Source organism: Glaciecola sp. XM2 (assembly GCF_018595715.1).
In the GTDB taxonomy this organism is placed as follows: Bacteria; Pseudomonadota; Gammaproteobacteria; order Enterobacterales; family Alteromonadaceae; genus Glaciecola.
Genome location: NZ_JAHEOJ010000020.1, coordinates 781,276 through 800,017, shown reverse-complemented (window position 1 = coordinate 800,017; position 18,742 = coordinate 781,276). Strand labels below are relative to the sequence as shown.

Below are 18,742 nucleotides of genomic sequence, written 5' to 3'. Positions count from 1 at the left end.
AACGTGTTAGTAAATAGATGCTGCTATTGTGGCGAAATCAAAAGAAATGTCAACAATAAACGTCTAGACGTCTATACGTTTAATTAGAAGGGTAAAGGCAATGTTTCATTATGCAGTGAATTTGGCATTTAAGATTTGCGCGAATGCAAACTCAACAGCACTTCTACTTCCGCTCGCGGCAAGCCACTCGCTTCCATAATGTCTTCCATCGCAACGCCCTGCTCGACTAATTTGCTGGCTTTACTGTACATCTTTAAGGCTGGATCCTGTTCCTCTAGTCGGTCGATGGTGTCTTCAACCTTTTCTAAACGAATCATCGTTGCCTCTTGCGCCCTATTCATCTCATCTTGTTTTTGCTCGACATCATGCTTCACTGCAGATTGAGCTTGCAGCAGCCCCTGTATCTCTTGTTTTTGAGCGATGGATATTTTGTGTAGTTCATCCATTAAAGTAAGAGATTGCATTAATCGTGCATTGAGATTTCGGTGCGCTGACCACAACACAATTATCAACACGAAGCTTAATAATAAAAAGGAAATGAGCGTCCAGGTAACAGCAAAATCAGACATAACTATCAATCTCTTATACAAAATGGTGCAAGGTATACGAATATTGTAGCTTACCAGATAATAAATGGGCAGATGAATAATATCGGGGGTTATAACCATATGCATAAAAAAAGGAGGTATGCATCGCACACCTCCTTTCTAACACAAAATTTTGCTCGCTCAATTAAATGCTGAGTACATCATCCCACTCTTCATCGCTTAACAACTTGTTTAAGTCAACGAGAATAAGTAATTCGTTATCACGGTTTGAGACGCCTTGAATGAACTTCGCACTTTCTTCTGTGCCAACATTCGGCGCGCTGTCAATCTCAGATGAACGCAAATAAACCACTTCAGCTACGCTGTCGACCAAGATACCCACCACATGCTCGTCAGATTCAATGATCACGATACGGGTGTTGTCAGTAACCTCTGTTGGCGGCAGCCCAAAACGGGCGCGAGTGTCGATTACCGTTACCACGTTACCACGCAGGTTAATAATACCTAACACATAGTCTGGTGCGCCTGGCACAGGTGCTATTTCGGTGTGTCGCAACACTTCTTGGACCTGCATGACGTTAATGCCATAGGTCTCTTCAGCCAAGCGATACGTCACCCATTGCAGGACTTCATCATTTGGATCGGCGGCGGTCGCTGTCGCTCTTTCTTCAGACATACATTTTACTCCGTTACAACACTCTTTGCGTTATTCGGTTGCTGAGGTTGAAGCATCTTTACAAGTTGAGTTGCATCAATCAAAGCACACATCTTTTGTTTAATGGTACCAGCGAGCCAAGGACGTTTGTGCTCTTGGCTGCGCCACTTAATATCGTCATGTGTCAGTTCATGGGTACTGGCTAATGTTTCACACGCCATTGCCCAAGACGACTTTCCTAACTGCACTACGTAATTATAGTGCACCGATGCAGCCATCGCCGCATCATACTTCTCAGGCATCACCCATTGTGCGGTATTCACACAGTGTAGGCGCTCTTGTTGCCTTACCATCACGCCTAACAACCAATCAGGCGTGTTAGGTAACTTACTTAATTCTTGCATCTTGACGATTCCACCGAGTTCAACCAATGGAATAGCCAGAGTCAAACCCGCAACCTCAAAAAATAACGCCTGAAATCGTGCGGGCAATTTATCTTTTAGTGAAGCAACGGTATTTTCATCTTCGCTGTCTATTGTTTCGACCAAATTGGCAAATTCTTTATCACCAATCGTCAATTCATTCGCAATTTTGTGCGTATGCGCAGTAGCGAGTGGTTCTTTGCTGAGAGACTCAAGTTCGTGGGGAGATGAGAGCAAGAGCTCATTAGCTTGCTCGAGTAACTTGTTGGCACGAGCAATATCATCGCTGGGCGCAACTGCATCCTCAACCACTAAATCGGTGAGGTAATCTGCTACTGCCTGCTTTGCCTTATCATACTGCATCTTTAAGCAACTCATTCGTTAATTTGTCGTAAGCAAACGCACCGCGGCTTTGAGGGCTTAGCACGTTGATTGGCACGCCTTTTTGACTGGCTTCACGAAACTTCGTATCCACAGGAATGTAGCCGCGCCACATAGAGGTGTTAAATTCGCTACGCATGCCCGTGTATGTTGCAATGCATGCATTCACTCTGCGATCAAACAAGGTTGCCACCACTAAAGTCATAACACTTGCCTTTAAACTGCCAGTCAATTGTCTAATGGTATCGAGCATACGTTGTAAGCCTCGTATCGCTAAGTGCTCTGTTTGCGTGGGGATAATGATTTTATCAGCAGCGACAAGACCGTTCACCATCAGCACGCCTAACACCGGTGGACAGTCAATAATGACTACGTCAAACATACCTTGAAGTTGATCTAAGGCCTTCTTTATCACTAGCCCCTTACCCGGCTTGCTACCAAAGCTTTTATCTAATGTTGCTAGCGCCATATGCGCTGGCATGAGGGTAATGTTATTCAGGGAGGTTTTATGCAGTGAGGCGTTAGGATGAATATTGTCGTTGGCAGATACAAAAACGTCATACACGCTTTTTTCAAGAGTTTCGGCGTCATAGCCTAGGTAGTAGGTCAGCGATGCATGAGGGTCAAGGTCGATAAGGAGTACTTTATAACCTTGCGCACTCAAACTGCCTGCCATAGAGACAGTCGTCGTGGTTTTACCCACACCACCTTTTTGATTCACAACCGTCCAAATCTTCATACTGTCGCTTGTTTTAGAAGCATTCACCATAAACTAACGGTGAATGCAGATATGCTATGCGTAACGTTTTAACAGGCTCGGAATATCCAGAATAAGTGCTATACCCCCATCTGAGGTGATGGTCGCTCCAGCCATACCTGCGGTACCTTGTAGCAAGGCATCTAGCGGTTTAATCACCACTTCTTCCTGACCAATCAACGAGTCGACGACAAAACCAATTTGCTTGGTACCAATTTGTACCACAACAACATGTCCTTTATGTCGATCGCTGGTAGAGCGAGGATTCAACCAATCAGTAAGATAGAACAAAGGAATTGCCTTTGAACGCACTATCATCGTAAGCTGACCGTCTACTGTATTCGTCTTTTTAATGTCCATATTGATGATTTCACTGACCGAGCCTAATGGCAGCGCGAAGGTCTGCTTACCTACAATAATCATCAATGTTGGCAATATAGCAAGCGTAAGCGGGACTTTAATTTCAAGCGTAGTGCCCTTGCCCATCTCTGAGTTGATGCTTACAGCGCCATTTAATTGGTTAATTTTTGTTTTAACCACGTCCATGCCAACGCCACGGCCTGAAATATCACTGATTTCGGTTTTCGTAGAGAAGCCGGGAGCAAAAATAAGATTAAATGCTTCCACATCTGACATGCGTGCAGCAGCATCGGCATCTAACACACCGCGGTTAATGGCTATCTCTTTTAACTTTTCTGCATCCATTCCTTTACCATCGTCAGCGATGGTCAGTAGGATGTGATCACCCTCTTGTGAGGCAGAAAGACGAACAGTCCCCATTCTAGCCTTGCCAGCAGCTTCTCGCTCATCCGGCATTTCAATACCGTGATCTACCGAGTTACGTACTAAATGCACCAATGGGTCGGCTAAGGCTTCAACAAGGTTTTTATCTAAGTCGGTCTCTTCCCCTTCTAGCACAAGTGTAATTTCTTTTTTCAAAGTACGCGCAAGGTCTCTAACGACACGCGGGAAACGACCAAACACTTTTTTGATTGGCTGCATGCGTGTTTTCATGACAGCGCCTTGCAGATCGCCGGTGACCACGTCTAAATTTGCAATCGCTTTACTCATACTTTCGTCTGCGACATTAATGCCAAGGCTGATCAGACGGTTTCGCACTAATACAAGCTCACCGACCATATTCATAATTTGATCAAGACGCTTAGTATCTACGCGCACCGTCGTTTCTGCTTGTGGTGCAGCAGGCTTATCTGATTTTTTAGCAGGGGCTTTTGCACTTGCTACAGGCTTTGCAGGCGCTGCAGGTTTCGCAGGTTCTGGTGCGCTTACTTTAGGTTCTTGTGCCTTTGGCGCATCGTTATTGGATGCATCGCTTGGAGGTGTCGCAGCAGACGCTACTTGCTCTGCGGGTTTAATCGGCGATTTGCCTTTGCCGTGCAAGTCGTCTAGCAGGGCTTCAAATTCTTCATCTGTAATTTCATCATCACCACTTGGTGAGGCTTTGTCGGCACTTGGCGCTGGGGTTTCAGATGCCGCTTTAGTATCGGTCTTAAAGGTACCGCTACCGTGTAATTCGTCAAGGAGCGCTTCAAACTCATCATCACTGATATCGTCGTTTGAGCTAGTCGCTGGAGAGCTTGGTGATGGTGTCTCGCTCGCGGCTGGCGCAGGCTTTGAAGCACCGGGGCCACCAGGACCATGAAGCTCATCGAGTAATGCTTCAAATTCATCTTCTGTAATTTCAGAGATATCGTCACTATCATCTGCAGCTACTTGTGGCGCAACTTCAACCGTTTCGGTAGCTCGTGGCGCAGCATCAATCACAGCTTCTGGCGCAACAGCTTCTTCATCAGTATCAAAAATCGCTTCATCGGACGATTCAGGCTTACTAAGTTTATGCAGTACTTCGATTAAATGAGCGGGTGCTGGGTCAAGCGGTTTTCGGGATTTTACATCCTCAAACATTTCAACGACAACGTCGGTCGCTTGTAAAATAACGTCCATTAGTTCAGGCGTGAGTGTGCGTTGTCCGTTGCGCATGATATCGAAAACGTTCTCAGCGCCATGACAGATATCAACCAACTCTGTCAAAGCTAAGAAACCTGCTCCGCCTTTAACCGTATGATAACCGCGAAAGATCGCATTCAGCAGATCGCTGTCTTCTGGATTATTTTCTAAATCTACGAGCTGCTCTTGCAACAATTCCAATATCTCTCCGGCTTCCACCAGAAAGTCTTGCAAAATATCCTCGTCAACTTCAAACGACATTCGTTTGCTCCCCTAAAAACCTAAACTGGACAATAGATCATCAACGTCATCTTGCCCATTTACTACATCATCACGCTTTTGTGCGTCAATAATTGGACCTTCCGCTCCTACTTTATCGTCTGATTTTTGAGAAGGTTGAGTGTTAACTGATTTTGCTCTGTTATCATTGCGATGTTCGTCATCGCTAAATGCTGCAAGCATATCAACTAAGCTCACTTCTACATCTTTCACAAGTTCTATGACTCGACGAATAACCTGACCAGTCAAGTCTTGATAGCCTTGTGCCATCAACACCTCTGTCAACATTGAATTAAGCGTGGCAGAGTCATTGCATGCGTCAGTGAGCAAAGTATCTAATTCAAGACACAAGCTTTTAAATTCCCCAAGCTCAATTTGGCGCGACATGAGTTTTTTCCACTCAGGCATAATCGTGCTTAATCGTGCGTTTAGTAATTCTGCTATGGGCATGCTTTTTTCAACCGCATCCATGGTTGAGTTAGCCGCTTTTTCTGTTTCTTCGATCACGTACTCAAGGCGAGACTGCGCATCTGGAATTGCAGATTGCGTCAACGCAGTGATGCGCTCGTCTAGTTGAAAATTGGATAAGGAATCATGGAGTTGGCGCGTGAGTTTTCCAACTTCTGAAAATAATTCGGTAGATTCTCTAAGGGTAATGCTATGCACAATGTCATTGGCGGATTCAACTTCACCAGATTCAAGATGTGCCACTAGCGCTTTCGCCTCTTCAAGCGAAATCAATGGTGCTTCGTTCGTCATTAGACGTCCCTCGTGGTAGGATTTAGCCTAAGCGTTCAAATATCTTGTCTAGTTTCTCTTTCAAAGTCGCCGCGGTAAAAGGTTTTACTACGTAACCGTTTACGCCCGCTTGGGCTGCTGCCACGATTTGCTCTTTTTTCGCTTCAGCCGTCACCATCAACACCGGTAAGTGTTTCAATTTGTCATCAGCACGAATTGCTCGTAACAAGTCAATACCCTGCATACCCGGCATGTTCCAGTCGGTTACAACAAAATCAAAATCACCTTGATTTAACATAGGTAACGCCGTGTTGCCGTCATCGGCCTCTTGCACATTTGAAAAACCTAAGTCTTTTAATAGGTTTTTGATAATGCGCCGCATTGTTGAAAAGTCATCAACAACAAGGATTTTCATATTCTTATCCAAAACTACCTCCGCAATGGAACCTTTTTTATTAAGCTATCAATTGATGTTTACTGTACAGTGCGCCAAGACTGCATTTTTGCCTTTAATTTCAGCATGGCCTGACTATGAATTTGACTGACACGAGACTCGCTTACCTCAAGCACTTCACCGATTTCTCGCAGGTTTAGCTCTTCATCATAGTACAAGGAGAGCACGATCGCTTCGCGCTCTGGTAATGTAGTTATCGCCCGAGCGAGCGCTTTCTGAAATGATCCTTGCATCATTTCTTCAAAAGGACGATCAGCGCCTTTGCTTTCTTCGTTAGTTAAGACATCTTCACTGACACCTAAATCTTCAATCCCCACCAATTTACCAGCATTAACTTCATTGAGCATCTGATGGTATTCTTGCACTGAGACATTCATCACCTCAGCGACTTCAGTGTCTCTGGCATCACGGCCAGTCTCCTTCTCGACGATATTAATTGCTTCGGTAATGGCACGAGAATTCTTATGCACCGAACGCGGTGTCCAATCGCCTTTTCTAATTTCATCAAGCATGGCACCGCGAATACGAATGCCGGCAAAAGTTTCGAAACTCGCACCTTTTGAGCCATCAAAATTCCTGGCAGCTTCCAAAAGGCCAATCATGCCTGATTGAATAAGGTCATCAATTAACACGCTCGCCGGTAGCCTTGCCATGAGATGGTGAGCGATTCTTTTTACGAGCGGCGCATGACGCTCAACTAATTGATTCTTGTCTGTTTGCTGTTGATATACGGTCACTTTATTACTCACTGTCATTCACCTACTCATGCACTGACACAAGATGTTCAATAAAGAACTCCAAATGTCCACCTGCTTGTGTGGGCACCGGCCATGTTGCCGTGCGCTCAGCTAGTTTTGCAATAGCCTTCGCTGCTGGCGAACCTGGGTACGCCTCAACCAATGCTGTTTGCTTTCGAACCGCCTTTCTAACGTTTTCGTCAAAGGGCACAATACACACTAATTCTAGCGCAACATCTAAAAAGCGGCCTGTTACTTTCGATAATTTACTAAACAACTCTCTTCCCTCACGCTCGGAGCGCACCATGTTTGCTACTACTTTGAACTTAAACACGCCATGGTCACGGTTTAAAATCTTCATTAGTGCATAGGCGTCGGTTAATGACGTTGGTTCATCACATACCACGATAATCACGTCTTGTGCAGCGCGTGAAAAGCTCACCACCATGTCAGATATCCCTGCTGCTGTATCTACCAACATCATATCGATGGGTGTTTGCAGCTCACTGAAGGCTCTGATTAATCCTGCATGTTCGTGCGTACCTAACTCTGCCATAGATTGAGTGCCAGAGGTTGCTGGTGCGATTTTGACGCCATAAGGTCCGGTCACGAGCACCTCATCAAGGGTACAATCGCCACTGAGTACGTGAGATAGGTTCTTATCTACACGCAGACCTAGCATGACGTCGATATTGGCTAATCCAAGGTCAGCATCTAAAACCATCACGCGTTTACCTTGCTTGGCTGATGCGATAGCGAGGTTTAAGGTCAAGTTGGTCTTACCTACGCCACCTTTACCACCGGTAACGGCTATCACTTTTACTTGTTTCGCTCGATTCATATTACGTAAGCTGCTTGCCTGATCTTCCATTACACACCACCGGCTAATACAACAGGCTCGGTACTTGTGCTGGGCAGCCCGTATTTTTTGTATAGCTTAGCGGCAACAAGCGTCAAGTTAGCGGCATCGGCTAGTTTGATATCTTCTGGCACTCGCTGGCCGTCAGTGACGTAACTGAGCGATAAATCATTTTCAATAACCACGCTGAGCGCTTCGCCTAGGCTGTAGCATTCGTCTAATTTCGTAAATATGCACCCTTGGATATCGGTGCCCTGATACGCCTTCACTGTTTGATTAAGCACTTGATATTGTGCACCCGCCGGCAAGACTAAATATTTACGGATGTTAACTGACAGGCCCGCTTCATAGTCATTCAATTGAGCAATCAAGCGCGCGTCACGTTGACTGAAACCTGCGGTATCAATCAGTACTAATTTCTTATTGCGCATTTGATATAGGATTTGGTTGAGCTCTTCTGCATTTTGCGCCTTTTTCACGCTGCAACCAATAATGCGCCCGTAGGTCGCAAGTTGTTCATATGCGGCAATTCTGTAGGTATCAATGGTCACCATCGCAACCTGGTCGGCGCCGTATTTCTGAGCGTACTTAGCTGCTAGCTTTGCTAGCGTTGTGGTTTTGCCAGTACCGGTAGGACCAACTAATGCGACAACACCAGACTGGTTTAAAATGTCATTGCTACCAACATGTAAGCGATTCGACAACAAGTTTAGAAGATACTTCCAGCCCTGTTTTTCATCTGCGTTATGAGGTAAAAAGTTGACGAATTGACTCGCTAACTGCGGACCAAGGCCCATGCCAAGAAGTTGTTCGTGTAAATAGTGATGGGTTGGGTTATGGCGTTTTTTACGCTCATCGGCAAGTTCTGATACTTGAAACTTTAATACGTTTTTGATGGATTCTAATTCAGCTTTAATGACATCCAACTGGTCTGGTTCAAGCACACTTGGCGGCGGCGTGAGGCTCGCTGCTTGGCTTTTCTCTAACACTTCGTCACTTTGATAATCAGGTGCAAAAGCAGGAGAGCGAATAATAGACTCGTCCGCGCGGGCATCTTGACGCTCGGCGCTGCTAGGTTGAGTTGCCGGTGAAGGCCTACCGTAGTCTTGCGTCTTGGTCTGCTTATCTAACAAGGCCTGCAAGCTGTCTGGAATATCATCACCAATGACTTCGCTAAGCGTCGGCGCTGGTTTTGCTTTAGCCGTTATCTGTGGGGGAGTCGTTGAATTAGCCGACGGGTCAACTGCCGCTACTAGCTCTACGCCATTAGCCACCTTTTTGTTAGACATAATCACTGCATCCCCGCCCAGCTCATCTTTGACTTGCTTGAGTGCTTCACGCATATCTTTGCCAAAAAAACGTCTAATTTTCATATGTTCCTCTTTAGTGTTGAACGCGTGTCAGTTTATTGACCCACAGATGACACAATTTTTATTTGTTTATCGTCCGGAATTTCTTGGTACGACAATACGTGTAATCCGCTAACAGACTGCTTTAAGAATCTGGATAACACCGGGCGTAACATACCCGAGGTTAATAATACGGCTGGCTCTGCGGCCAATTCTTGCTGCTGATATGCCTGTGACAAGGACTCTTGTAGCCTCTCTGCCAAACCTGGCTCAATACCTGCGCCGTCTTCTCCGCCCGCTTGAAGTGACTTATGCAACATCTGTTCCAACTCAGGGGCTAAAGTAATAACGGGGATTTCTGCCGCGCCATTGGTTATTTCTTGTACGATCAAGCGCTTAAGTGCAATTCTTAATGCTGACACCAACACATCTGGGTCTTGGCTTTTCGGCCCAAACTCCGCGAGGGTTTGCACAATCGTGCGCATGTCTCGGATGGGCACACCTTCAAACAATAGGGTCTGCAATACTTTTACCACGGTGCTAAGCGGCAAGATATCTGGCACTAATCCCTCAACCAATTTAGGATGAGTTTTTTCTAACATATCGAGCAACTGCTGAACTTCTTCATGACCCAATAGTTGATGCGCATGGGTGGTTAATAGCTGGCTTAAATGCGTCGCCACTACCGTCGCTGCATCCACCACTGTGTAGCCCAAGGTCTGGGCGTGCTCGCGTTGATTCTTTTTAATCCATACGGCTTCTAGTCCAAACGCTGGGTCTTTTGTCACCTTGCCTTCTAGAGTGCCAAACACTTGGCCAGGGTTAATGGCTAATTCACTATCGTGGCTAATATCTGCCTCTCCCACACTCACGCCCAACATCGATATGTTGTACGCATTTGGCGAGAAATCGAGATTATCGCGAATATGTACAGCAGGAATTAAAAAACCTAACTCTTGAGAAAGCTTTTTACGCACGCCTTTAATGCGCGTCAGTAATTCGCCGCCTTGGGATTTATCCACTAATGGAATCAGCCTGTAGCCTACTTCTAGGCCAATGATATCTACCTGCTGTACGTCATCCCAACCGAGTTCTTTGACTTCTTGAGAGGCAGTGGTATTTGCAGGCATCGCATCTACTCGAGCGGCTTCTTCTGCTAATTTCTTGCGATTATGTTCTCTATAAAAAGCATATCCACCCACTATCGCTGAAAACGACAAAAAGGCAAAGGTAGGCATGCCTGGCACAATGCCCATGATGAAAAGAATGCCTGCAGTAATATATAGCGCTTGTTTATTAGAGAGCTGCTCTGTGATTTCTTCGCCCATTTCTTGCGTATCGTTTTCACGCGTGACGATAATAGCGGTCGCAACCGATAATAGCAGCGACGGAATTTGTGCAACAAGACCATCACCAATAGTCAGCATGGTATAGACTTCCATGGCATTAGAAAAACCTAAGCCATGCTGGTACATGCCAATGAACAAACCACCCACGATGTTAATCATCATGATGAAAAGGCCCGCAACCGCGTCCCCTTTTACAAATTTTGACGCACCGTCCATCGAACCATAAAAATCCGCTTCTGCGGTAATTTCTTCGCGGCGTTTTCGCGCTTGGTCTTGGTCAATGTATCCGGCGTTCAAATCAGCATCAATGGCCATTTGCTTGCCCGGCATCGCATCAAGGGTAAAGCGCGCATTGACTTCAGAAATTCTTCCTGCACCTGCCGTTACCACTTTAAAGTTGATAATCAGGAGAATGGCAAACACCACCACACCTACTGCATAGTTGCCGCCAATCACCACTTCACCAAAGGCTTGAATCACCTTACCGGCTGCATCGCCGCCCTCATGCCCCTCAAGCAAAACAACCCTTGTAGAGGCAACATTCAGCGCCAGCCTTAAAACCGTCGCAACTAACAAAACCAGTGGGAAGATGCCAAAGTCGATGGGACGTGCGGTAAACACACACACTAAGATAATGACGAGTGACAGTGCAATGTTAAAGCTAAATAGAGCGTCCAACAGCACCGGTGGCATGGGTAAAATAACCATTCCCATCAATGCCAATACGACAATGGGAGCGCCTAAACCAGAAGTGAACTGCTTAAATGAGTTTTTATCTACACGCTGAAAATAAGAGGCTAATTGCATACAACAAATTTTTGACATCTAGTGAGAATTACAGGGTAGTTATCAACTTGCGTGCCAACTTGATCTTTAAAAAGTCCTTTGCATTTTGGGCAGCCTGCCCTGTACTATAAGCACACACAAAATGCCTTATTGTTTTAGAATAGTGCTGAGTTAAACCCCTAAGTTGTTATGTTGGAGAGCGCATACGGTGATCGATCGTTTTGATTCAATACCTAAAAGCATAATCAGCTATATAATTGTGATCATCAGCGGTATTGCATTAATTGCTCCTTCGTATAGCTCAGAAAACCGAACGCATACGCTTATTTTAGCTGCTGATATGCCCGATATCTTTGATGCTCAATCGGGTAAATATGCAGAGCTCAAAACGCTTGTAGTTGACAGTCAAAAAGCATCATCTGTTCGCCCTTTTTTAATATTTGGAGGCGGCTCTCTTGGTCCTAGTGCTATGTCTGCCTTTGATAAAGGGTCACATATCATCGATGTACTCAACACAATCGAGCCAGATATCATGGGCGTCACAAAGCGCGAATTTAGCTATTTGACCGATGAACTGTCTTTAAGAGCCTACGAGGCCGCTTTTCCCATCGTGACATCTAACGTCATAGATACTCGAAGCAAACAAACCCCCGACGGCTTAAATCAATTTTTTCTACTTAAACGAGACAATATCAGCATAGGCTTTATCTCGGTTGTTAATAGTAGATTGATAGAAGAATATCTGCTGACTAACGTCGACGTTGCAGATCCGATTGAAACGATTACCCGAGCGTCAAAAACACTCAAAAGTATGGGGGCGAATGTTGTTCTGCTACATTATTCGTATCCATTTGAATTTATCCCTGAGTTACTCGATAAGAGCGTCATCGATATCGCATTTTTATCTGACACTCGATTGCAAGCACACTATATCGACATGGTTACCGCCCATCCTCACATTTTGCACCTTAAACAACCTGGTGGAGCAATTAAAGCAAAGTTTAGTCTTGCAGACGGGTTTACGCTCATGAGCAATGAGTTTGTGCCTCTAGCTTCGCTAACACCTGCACCAAAAGTGCAAAATGTGGTAAACAATTACTACGCAAGACTCACGCGCATGCTAGATGAGCCTCTTGGTACATGGGCCGCTAACTTCTCTACTCGACGAGAAGCGGTAAGAGGCAAAGAGAATGCCTTTGCCAATTTTATTGTGGATGCTATGAGGGAGTTTAGCGACGCTGATATTGCCATCATCAACGGCGGCAGTATTAGAGGCGATAAAACCTACAAGCAAGGTGATTCTATTTTGAAAAAAGATATTGCCACCGAACTGCCATTTAGATCGCGTCTTCAAGTTATCGAGGTCAGTGGTGATGATGTTTTACAAGCCCTTGAAGTAGGCGTATCAAAAGTCGAAGACCTAAAAGGCGGCTTTCCGCATGTGTCGGGAATGAGTGTGAAATACAATCGCTTTGCGCCGGTTGGGGAACGTATTGTGTCAGTTATGATTGGCAATAGACGTATAGAGCGCGAAAAAATGTACCAACTTGCAACAACCGATTATTTAGCAAATGGCGGTGACGGCTACACAGTCTTTAAACGTGAAGGTTCAATAAGACAAAGGATTGAACACTCAATATTGATTGCCGACTTAGTCGCCGAAACCATTTTAGCCAAGCAAACGCTAAATGGACGCATCGAAAACAGAATGGTTGAGCAAGTTACGCCAACGTCTGTTCAGCGTGGGGCTGAATGATAACCAAACATAAAAAACGCGCAGTGGTAACTTTCATTTATGCTTTGCTCGCTATTTTGGGGTTATTTGCGCTTACTACCATCTACACGATGACCAAATTGCTTGATTTACGTGATAGGTTGAATGTGATCACCACTGAAACCATGCCACAACTCACGCAATCTGCATGGTTTAATAACACAATCCAAATGTTAACAACCGAAATTGCACAATTGACAGGCGCCCAAAGCGAGCCAGAGCGACGCTTAATTAGACAAGAAACCAACAACCTATTGGCTCAATTAAACGCAGGCATCAATGCAGACAACTATCAACTCGTTAGCAAGCAAATCAGCATTATTCAGTTGGAATTAGAAGACCTAAATGTCCTGGTAGAACAAAAGTTAGCGTTAGATAGCAAGTTAAAAGCACAAACGAATGCATTTACAACGTCAGTGACTAATGCCCTTTCAGAGATGATGGCCAGCAAAGAACAAGTTCAAAATTGGGATAACGTGGATACTCAACTTGAATATGACTTACTTGCGATACTGATATCGGTAAAAACGCTAGAAGCAGAAACTAAATTAAACAATGTAAGACAGACTTCAGCACAGCTACATCGTATGGTAGATGACGTTGAAAAAAGCTATCTGATACGCAACGGCAGAGTATTGAATGGACAAATAAAGACTACGCTTGAACAGTATCAGTCGTTAGTGGATATAAAAGCTGAGTACTTGTTGCTAGCGGGCAGAACGCGCGGCAGGGATAGCTTCATCCGTAACCTCATCTCGGATTTAGCCAGTGGATTAGAATATCAAACTCAGCTGATTTACCGAGATATATTGCGCTCTGCAGAAGAAACGTCCAAGCAGGTAACGCGTCAAACGCATATTGTTGTATCGTTTAGTATTCTTACCCTGCTTATTTCCCTCGCATTAGTATATGTCTTGTATCAACGCTTCGTAGTGCGTTTGGTCTCACTAACCGAGCAAGTTGATGCGGCAACCGCTTCAAATGTGACTACTATTAATGTTGCCGGTCAAGATGAGATTTCCTATTTGGCAACGGTCTTTTCAAACTATCTCAGTAAGGTACAAAAACAAGAGCTAAGCCTTATGGAAATGTCGTTGAGTGATCCATTAACCGGCATACCTAATCGCCGCGCCTTTGAAGCAAATGTAAAAGGTGCAATTGATCATGCTAAGCGCCAGCAGTCTTTCCTAAGTATTGTGATGGTCGATATTGACTTCTTCAAGGCCTACAATGATGAATATGGACACAACCAGGGGGATTACTGCCTGCAACAAGTCGCAACAGCGCTACAAGAAACTGTTGCGCGCAACACTGATTTTTGTGCTCGATATGGCGGAGAAGAGTTTATATGTGTGTTACCTGAAACTGATCCTGCAGGCGCAGCGCTTAAGGCTGACCAACTGCATCATGCCATCAAGAATCTATCTATATCACACGCTAAAAGTCACGCGAGCGAACTATTGACACTTAGTATAGGAGTGGCAACCTTTCGCTTTAACGAAAAGAAAACTTGGGATGTTACTACAATCGTGGATGAGGCAGATAAGGCGTTGTACGACGCAAAAAACACTGGACGAAACAAAACCTGCTTTTCCTTTTTTGTTTAATAAGACGGTGTTAGCACAATTGAACTGTCTGGCGGGGTGGCAATAGTCTCATCTTTATTCGCGTAATCAATTTTATCCAGTACATACTTAATGCTATTAATACGCGCGCGCCTTTTGTCATCAGAGCGAATAATTGTCCAGGGTGCATCAATGGAATGGGTTTGTTCTAGCATGCTGTGTTTAGCGTGTTGATAATCATCCCATTTAGCGATGGCTTGCTCGTCAATGGGACTTAGCTTCCAACGTTTTAATGGGTCGGTTCGCCGTGCATCAAAGCGTGCTTTTTGTACCTCTTGAGATACATCAAACCATAGCTTAAAAAGAATAATCTTGGAGCGCACTAACATTGATTCGAACTTCGGTGCTTGATGCATAAACTCTTGGTATTGCTCATCAGAGCAAAATCCCATCACACGTTCTACGCCCGCTCGGTTATACCAACTTCTATCAAACAGGACAATCTCGCCGCCACTGGGCAAATGCTCAACATAACGCTGAAAATACCATTGTGTTCGTTCAGTATCTGAAGGTTTATTTAAAGCAACAATGCGAGCGCCGCGAGGGTTCAAGTAATCCGTAAATCGCTTGATGGTGCCGCCTTTACCAGCGGCGTCAATACCCTCAAAAACAATCACAATCTTTTGTTCGCTCTGTTTCACCCAGCGTTGAAGCTTAAGCAACTCTATTTGTAAGTTGCGAAGCATGGGCTTGTACACTGCGTCATCGAGTGTTGCTTCGTACACAAACGCATCATCGCCTATCATTATGAAAGCACGTCAGCTATCGGGTAACCACGTACAGCGCGTGGATAACACCTGGAATAAAGAAGATGATGCAAAGTACGATATTAATGAGTAAGTCTTTACCTAGGCCGCTTTTCAGAAACACAGCGATAGGCGGTAATAGTATCGCTAAGATGATAAGGAGTATTTTGTTCATGGCTTTTCTTATTTTTGTTGTCGAATGTTCATTAAATCATCTAACGCGAAAAAGGAAAAGTACTATCGCGTCTCCTGACTTGATTTATAACGTCATTCACCGCTACGTAAGTGCACCGACCAGCGCAATATGTTTACAGAAGCGGTGCGCGAAACATGCATTGCTAAGCCCTTAAAAGACGCGTTTTACAGTTAACGTCTCAACTCTGGTGGTATCGGCATATCTTTTTTCAGTGCCTTAGGACGTTTACCCTTACCTTTCTTATAAGCTTTCAATTGATATACATATGCTAGGATCTGCGCGACCGCCATGAATAGTTTTTGAGGTACTTCATGTTTCACTTCGGTGGAGTAGTATATTGCCCTAGCCAGTGCGGGGGATTCTACAATAGGCACATCGTGCGCCTTGGCAATCTTTCTAATGTGCATCGCTAACTCATCAAGCCCTTTAGCCAAAACAACGGGTGCACGATTACCATTTTGATCATATTGGATCGCAACGGAATAATGGGTTGGGTTTGTCACAATAACGTCGGCTTGCGGCACGTCTTGCATCATGCGATTAGCAGCGGCTTGATACTGAAGCCTTCTGACGCGGTTTTTGACTAAAGGATCACCTTCAGAGCTCTTACGCTCATCTTTGACTTCTTGAAGGGTCATTTTCATCTCTTCGGTGTGCTTATGATTTTGATATGGCACATCTATCAAGGCGATGGGGATCATCGAAGCGCATAAAAGTAAAAACGCCCATTCGATCATGTTCATCGCATGGAACAAATTGAGTGGGTACAATTCAATATCAAGATGCAGCGCTTCATCTTTGAATATCAACAAAGCAACGTATGCCATTAAAATAACTACCGCGACTTTACCAACGCCCTTTAGCAGCTCCACCACGGCCTCGGTGCCAAACATCCTTTTGAAACCTGAAACCGGACTCATTTTGCTCGCTTTAGGAGCCGCCGCTTCCCAGCTAAAATTAAAGCCCCCCATGGCGGTGTTGCCATATATGCCGCCAATCATCGCGATGATCATGAAAATTAGCAACGGAATGGCACTTTCCATAACCGACATTTCCAAAATCTGAAACATGTGTTTTAAGTCATACGTTTCGTCTCTTGAGAGTACGAAAGAACGTTGGGTAATAGCGAACATGGCCGTTGCAATGGATTTTCCGACAAACAACAGGGCGACGGCACTGGCCAGCAGTAACATCGCTGTAGAAAGCTCTTTGGATCGCGCAAGCTGCCCTTTCTTGCGGGCATCCTGGAGTTTTTTGGGTGTGGGTTCTTCTGTTTTTTCTTGACCGCTAGTATTTTCAGACATACCGACCTCAGCAAGTTAACAGAAGCTTGCACATGAATTCTTGTGCACGCAACCACTGTAAATTGAAATGATATACTTGGTTAGAAAGTGTGAACCAAATTACTACCAAGCCCATAATTTGTGCTATCGCAAAACCTAAACTAAATATGTTTAACTGCGGTGCCGCTTTGGTCATAACGCCAAACGACAAGTTAACGATTAACAGCGATACAATCGGTGCAAGCGAGATGGTTACCGCTGAAACAAACATCCATCCTGCCCAGTGCGCAATGAGTCTAAACTGCTCCCCCGTCCACCATGGACCGTCAATAGGAAAGGCTTCAAAGCTGATCACAATCATATTGATCAGTAATAAATGCCCATCCACTGACCAAAAAATTAAGGTGGCCAAAATCAAATAGAATTGCCCAACCGCCGGCACGCTAATCCCGTTAACAGGGTCAACAATCGAGGCAAAACCTAAACCGGTTTGCATGGCGATAATTTGACCGGCTAGTACGAAGGTGTTGATTACCATCATCGAGATAAAGCCAATGGCAACACCCACAATCAGCTGTTTTAGGATTTCTATAAACGTGCCCAACGAAACGATATCGGTAATGGGCACGGGCGGAAGCATAGGCACAATCATTAATGTCAGCAGCACAGCCAGCAGGTTTCTCACAGGCGCAGGAATAGAGTTAGCGCTGATGCCGACCATGGCGATAAACAAACCCGAAATACGCATAAACGCCAGCATGTAATCGCTGATCAGGTCCATGAGTGAGCTGCTGAGCAAATCCATCTTTAGCGCTTAACCAATCACTGAGGGAATACTGAGCACCAGATCGTTGGTGTAGTCCATCATTTTGGTGGTTAACCAACTCCCTAGCCAGCTTAACGCAAGCAAGGTAATCACTAATCTTGGCAAAAAACTCATGGTTTGTTCGTTAATGGATGTGGCGGCTTGAAACACTGCTACCACCAAACCAATCAGCAAACCCGGCAAAATAATCGCGCTAACAATCAAAATGATGATGAACATTGCGTCGCGCATGATTTCTACAAAGGATTCTGGACTCATGTCAGGTCCCCATACCAAAGCTTGTGGCTAGCGTGCCGAAGATAAGGTTCCAACCGTCGACCAATACAAACAACATGAGTTTAAACGGCAACGAAACAATCATTGGCGATAACATCATCATACCCATGGCCATGAGAATCGAGGCAACCACTAAATCGAGGATCAAGAACGGGATGAATAACATAAAGCCAATCTGAAATGCTGTTTTGAGCTCACTGGTCACAAAAGCCGGAATAAGCACCGTGAGTGGCACCTGCTCAGGTGAGTCAAACTGCCCCTCATAGCCGCCGATTCGAACAAAGGTATCTAAATCGGTAATACGGGTTTGGCTTAACATAAACTGGCGCATAGGCTCTTTGGCTTGATCAAAGGCTTGAATCGATGTCATTTCTTCATTTAAGTATGGTTGTAATGCGTTTACGTTTATCTCTTCAAATACTGGCGCCATGATAAACATAGACAAAAACAAGCTTACCCCAATCAAGATTTGATTTGACGGTGATTGCTGTAGACCAATCGCTTGACGCAAAATTGACAGAACAATGATGATTCGGGTGAACGATGTCATCATCATCACAAAAGCGGGTATTAAGCTCAGCGCCGTCATTATAAACAGCGCTTGCAAGGTCATTGAGTATTCTTGGCTACCGTCATCGTTAGTGGTTACCGTGACCGCTGATATACCACTTTGCTGAGCAAACACGTCGGCTTGCATGCCAATAAGTAGCAACAAAACAATAGCTAATTTCAAC

The 18,742-nt window shown here is 44.9% G+C and carries 19 protein-coding genes; 2 read left to right on the top strand and 17 right to left on the bottom strand.

The features are described 5' to 3' along the window. Positions 1 to 128: 128 nt before the first annotated feature. From KJ365_RS08115 to flhA, 11 genes are all read right to left on the bottom strand, one after another. Positions 129 to 569, bottom strand: coding sequence for a DUF2802 domain-containing protein (locus KJ365_RS08115; protein WP_214451111.1), 441 nt, complete (start codon positions 567 to 569; stop codon positions 129 to 131). Positions 570 to 732: 163 nt separating this feature from the next. Beyond that, positions 733 to 1,224, bottom strand: a complete 492-nt coding sequence (locus KJ365_RS08110) for a chemotaxis protein CheW (RefSeq protein WP_214451110.1) — start codon at positions 1,222 to 1,224, stop codon at positions 733 to 735. Between the two features lie 5 nt (positions 1,225 to 1,229). Further along, the gene (locus tag KJ365_RS08105; RefSeq protein WP_214451109.1) at positions 1,230 to 1,988 is read right to left on the bottom strand and encodes a chemotaxis protein CheW; all 759 of its coding nucleotides are present in this window, start codon (positions 1,986 to 1,988) and stop codon (positions 1,230 to 1,232) included. Further along, positions 1,978 to 2,745: a ParA family protein gene (locus KJ365_RS08100; RefSeq protein ID WP_214451108.1), complete on the bottom strand. Its 768-nt coding sequence runs from the start codon at positions 2,743 to 2,745 to the stop codon at positions 1,978 to 1,980. Before KJ365_RS08100 ends, KJ365_RS08105 begins: the two co-directional genes overlap by 11 nt. 54 nt (positions 2,746 to 2,799) lie before the next feature. Further along, positions 2,800 to 4,992 (bottom strand): chemotaxis protein CheA, encoded by a 2,193-nt coding sequence (locus KJ365_RS08095; protein WP_214451107.1) that lies wholly within the window; start codon positions 4,990 to 4,992, stop codon positions 2,800 to 2,802. A 12-nt stretch (positions 4,993 to 5,004) separates the two neighbouring features. Then, positions 5,005 to 5,769 (bottom strand): protein phosphatase CheZ, encoded by a 765-nt coding sequence (locus tag KJ365_RS08090; RefSeq protein WP_214451106.1) that lies wholly within the window; start codon positions 5,767 to 5,769, stop codon positions 5,005 to 5,007. A gap of 22 nt (positions 5,770 to 5,791) precedes the next feature. Further along, a complete protein-coding gene (gene cheY, locus KJ365_RS08085; protein ID WP_214451105.1) occupies positions 5,792 to 6,175 on the bottom strand; it encodes a chemotaxis response regulator CheY in 384 nt (127 codons plus the stop codon). A gap of 47 nt (positions 6,176 to 6,222) precedes the next feature. Then, positions 6,223 to 6,951, bottom strand: coding sequence for an RNA polymerase sigma factor FliA (locus KJ365_RS08080; protein ID WP_214451104.1), 729 nt, complete (start codon positions 6,949 to 6,951; stop codon positions 6,223 to 6,225). Positions 6,952 to 6,961: 10 nt separating this feature from the next. Further along, the gene (locus KJ365_RS08075; protein ID WP_250884073.1) at positions 6,962 to 7,810 is read right to left on the bottom strand and encodes a MinD/ParA family protein; all 849 of its coding nucleotides are present in this window, start codon (positions 7,808 to 7,810) and stop codon (positions 6,962 to 6,964) included. After that, a complete protein-coding gene (gene flhF, locus KJ365_RS08070; protein WP_214451103.1) occupies positions 7,810 to 9,171 on the bottom strand; it encodes a flagellar biosynthesis GTPase FlhF in 1,362 nt (453 codons plus the stop codon). Before flhF ends, KJ365_RS08075 begins: the two co-directional genes overlap by 1 nt. A gap of 32 nt (positions 9,172 to 9,203) precedes the next feature. Then, positions 9,204 to 11,303, bottom strand: a complete 2,100-nt coding sequence (gene flhA / locus KJ365_RS08065; RefSeq protein ID WP_214451102.1) for a flagellar biosynthesis protein FlhA — start codon at positions 11,301 to 11,303, stop codon at positions 9,204 to 9,206. A 187-nt stretch (positions 11,304 to 11,490) separates the two neighbouring features. Here flhA and KJ365_RS17025 point away from each other — a divergent pair, with 187 nt between their 5' ends. Both KJ365_RS17025 and KJ365_RS08055 read left to right on the top strand, forming a co-directional pair. Further along, positions 11,491 to 13,038 (top strand): bifunctional metallophosphatase/5'-nucleotidase, encoded by a 1,548-nt coding sequence (locus tag KJ365_RS17025; protein WP_214451101.1) that lies wholly within the window; start codon positions 11,491 to 11,493, stop codon positions 13,036 to 13,038. Next, entirely contained in the window at positions 13,035 to 14,663 is a 1,629-nt protein-coding gene (locus tag KJ365_RS08055; RefSeq protein ID WP_214451100.1) for a GGDEF domain-containing protein, read from the top strand. Before KJ365_RS17025 ends, KJ365_RS08055 begins: the two co-directional genes overlap by 4 nt. Here the strand turns inward: KJ365_RS08055 and ppk2 are convergent. From ppk2 to fliP, 6 genes are all read right to left on the bottom strand, one after another. Continuing rightward, positions 14,660 to 15,427: a polyphosphate kinase 2 gene (ppk2, locus tag KJ365_RS08050; RefSeq protein ID WP_214451099.1), complete on the bottom strand. Its 768-nt coding sequence runs from the start codon at positions 15,425 to 15,427 to the stop codon at positions 14,660 to 14,662. The two genes, KJ365_RS08055 and ppk2, sit on opposite strands and share 4 nt — an antisense overlap. 16 nt (positions 15,428 to 15,443) lie before the next feature. Next, positions 15,444 to 15,602 carry a YqaE/Pmp3 family membrane protein gene (locus KJ365_RS08045; protein WP_214451098.1) on the bottom strand — a complete coding sequence of 53 codons (159 nt, stop codon included), beginning with the start codon at positions 15,600 to 15,602 and terminating at the stop codon, positions 15,444 to 15,446. A gap of 191 nt (positions 15,603 to 15,793) precedes the next feature. Continuing rightward, positions 15,794 to 16,927 (bottom strand): flagellar biosynthesis protein FlhB, encoded by a 1,134-nt coding sequence (gene flhB / locus KJ365_RS08040; protein WP_214451097.1) that lies wholly within the window; start codon positions 16,925 to 16,927, stop codon positions 15,794 to 15,796. Positions 16,928 to 16,934: 7 nt separating this feature from the next. Further along, entirely contained in the window at positions 16,935 to 17,711 is a 777-nt protein-coding gene (gene fliR / locus KJ365_RS08035; RefSeq protein ID WP_214451096.1) for a flagellar biosynthetic protein FliR, read from the bottom strand. Positions 17,712 to 17,720: 9 nt separating this feature from the next. Beyond that, positions 17,721 to 17,990: a flagellar biosynthesis protein FliQ gene (gene fliQ, locus KJ365_RS08030; RefSeq protein ID WP_214451095.1), complete on the bottom strand. Its 270-nt coding sequence runs from the start codon at positions 17,988 to 17,990 to the stop codon at positions 17,721 to 17,723. 1 nt (position 17,991) lies between these two features. Next, a complete protein-coding gene (gene fliP, locus KJ365_RS08025) occupies positions 17,992 to 18,705 on the bottom strand; it encodes a flagellar type III secretion system pore protein FliP (RefSeq protein WP_214451327.1) in 714 nt (237 codons plus the stop codon). Between the last annotated feature and the right edge of the window lie 37 nt (positions 18,706 to 18,742).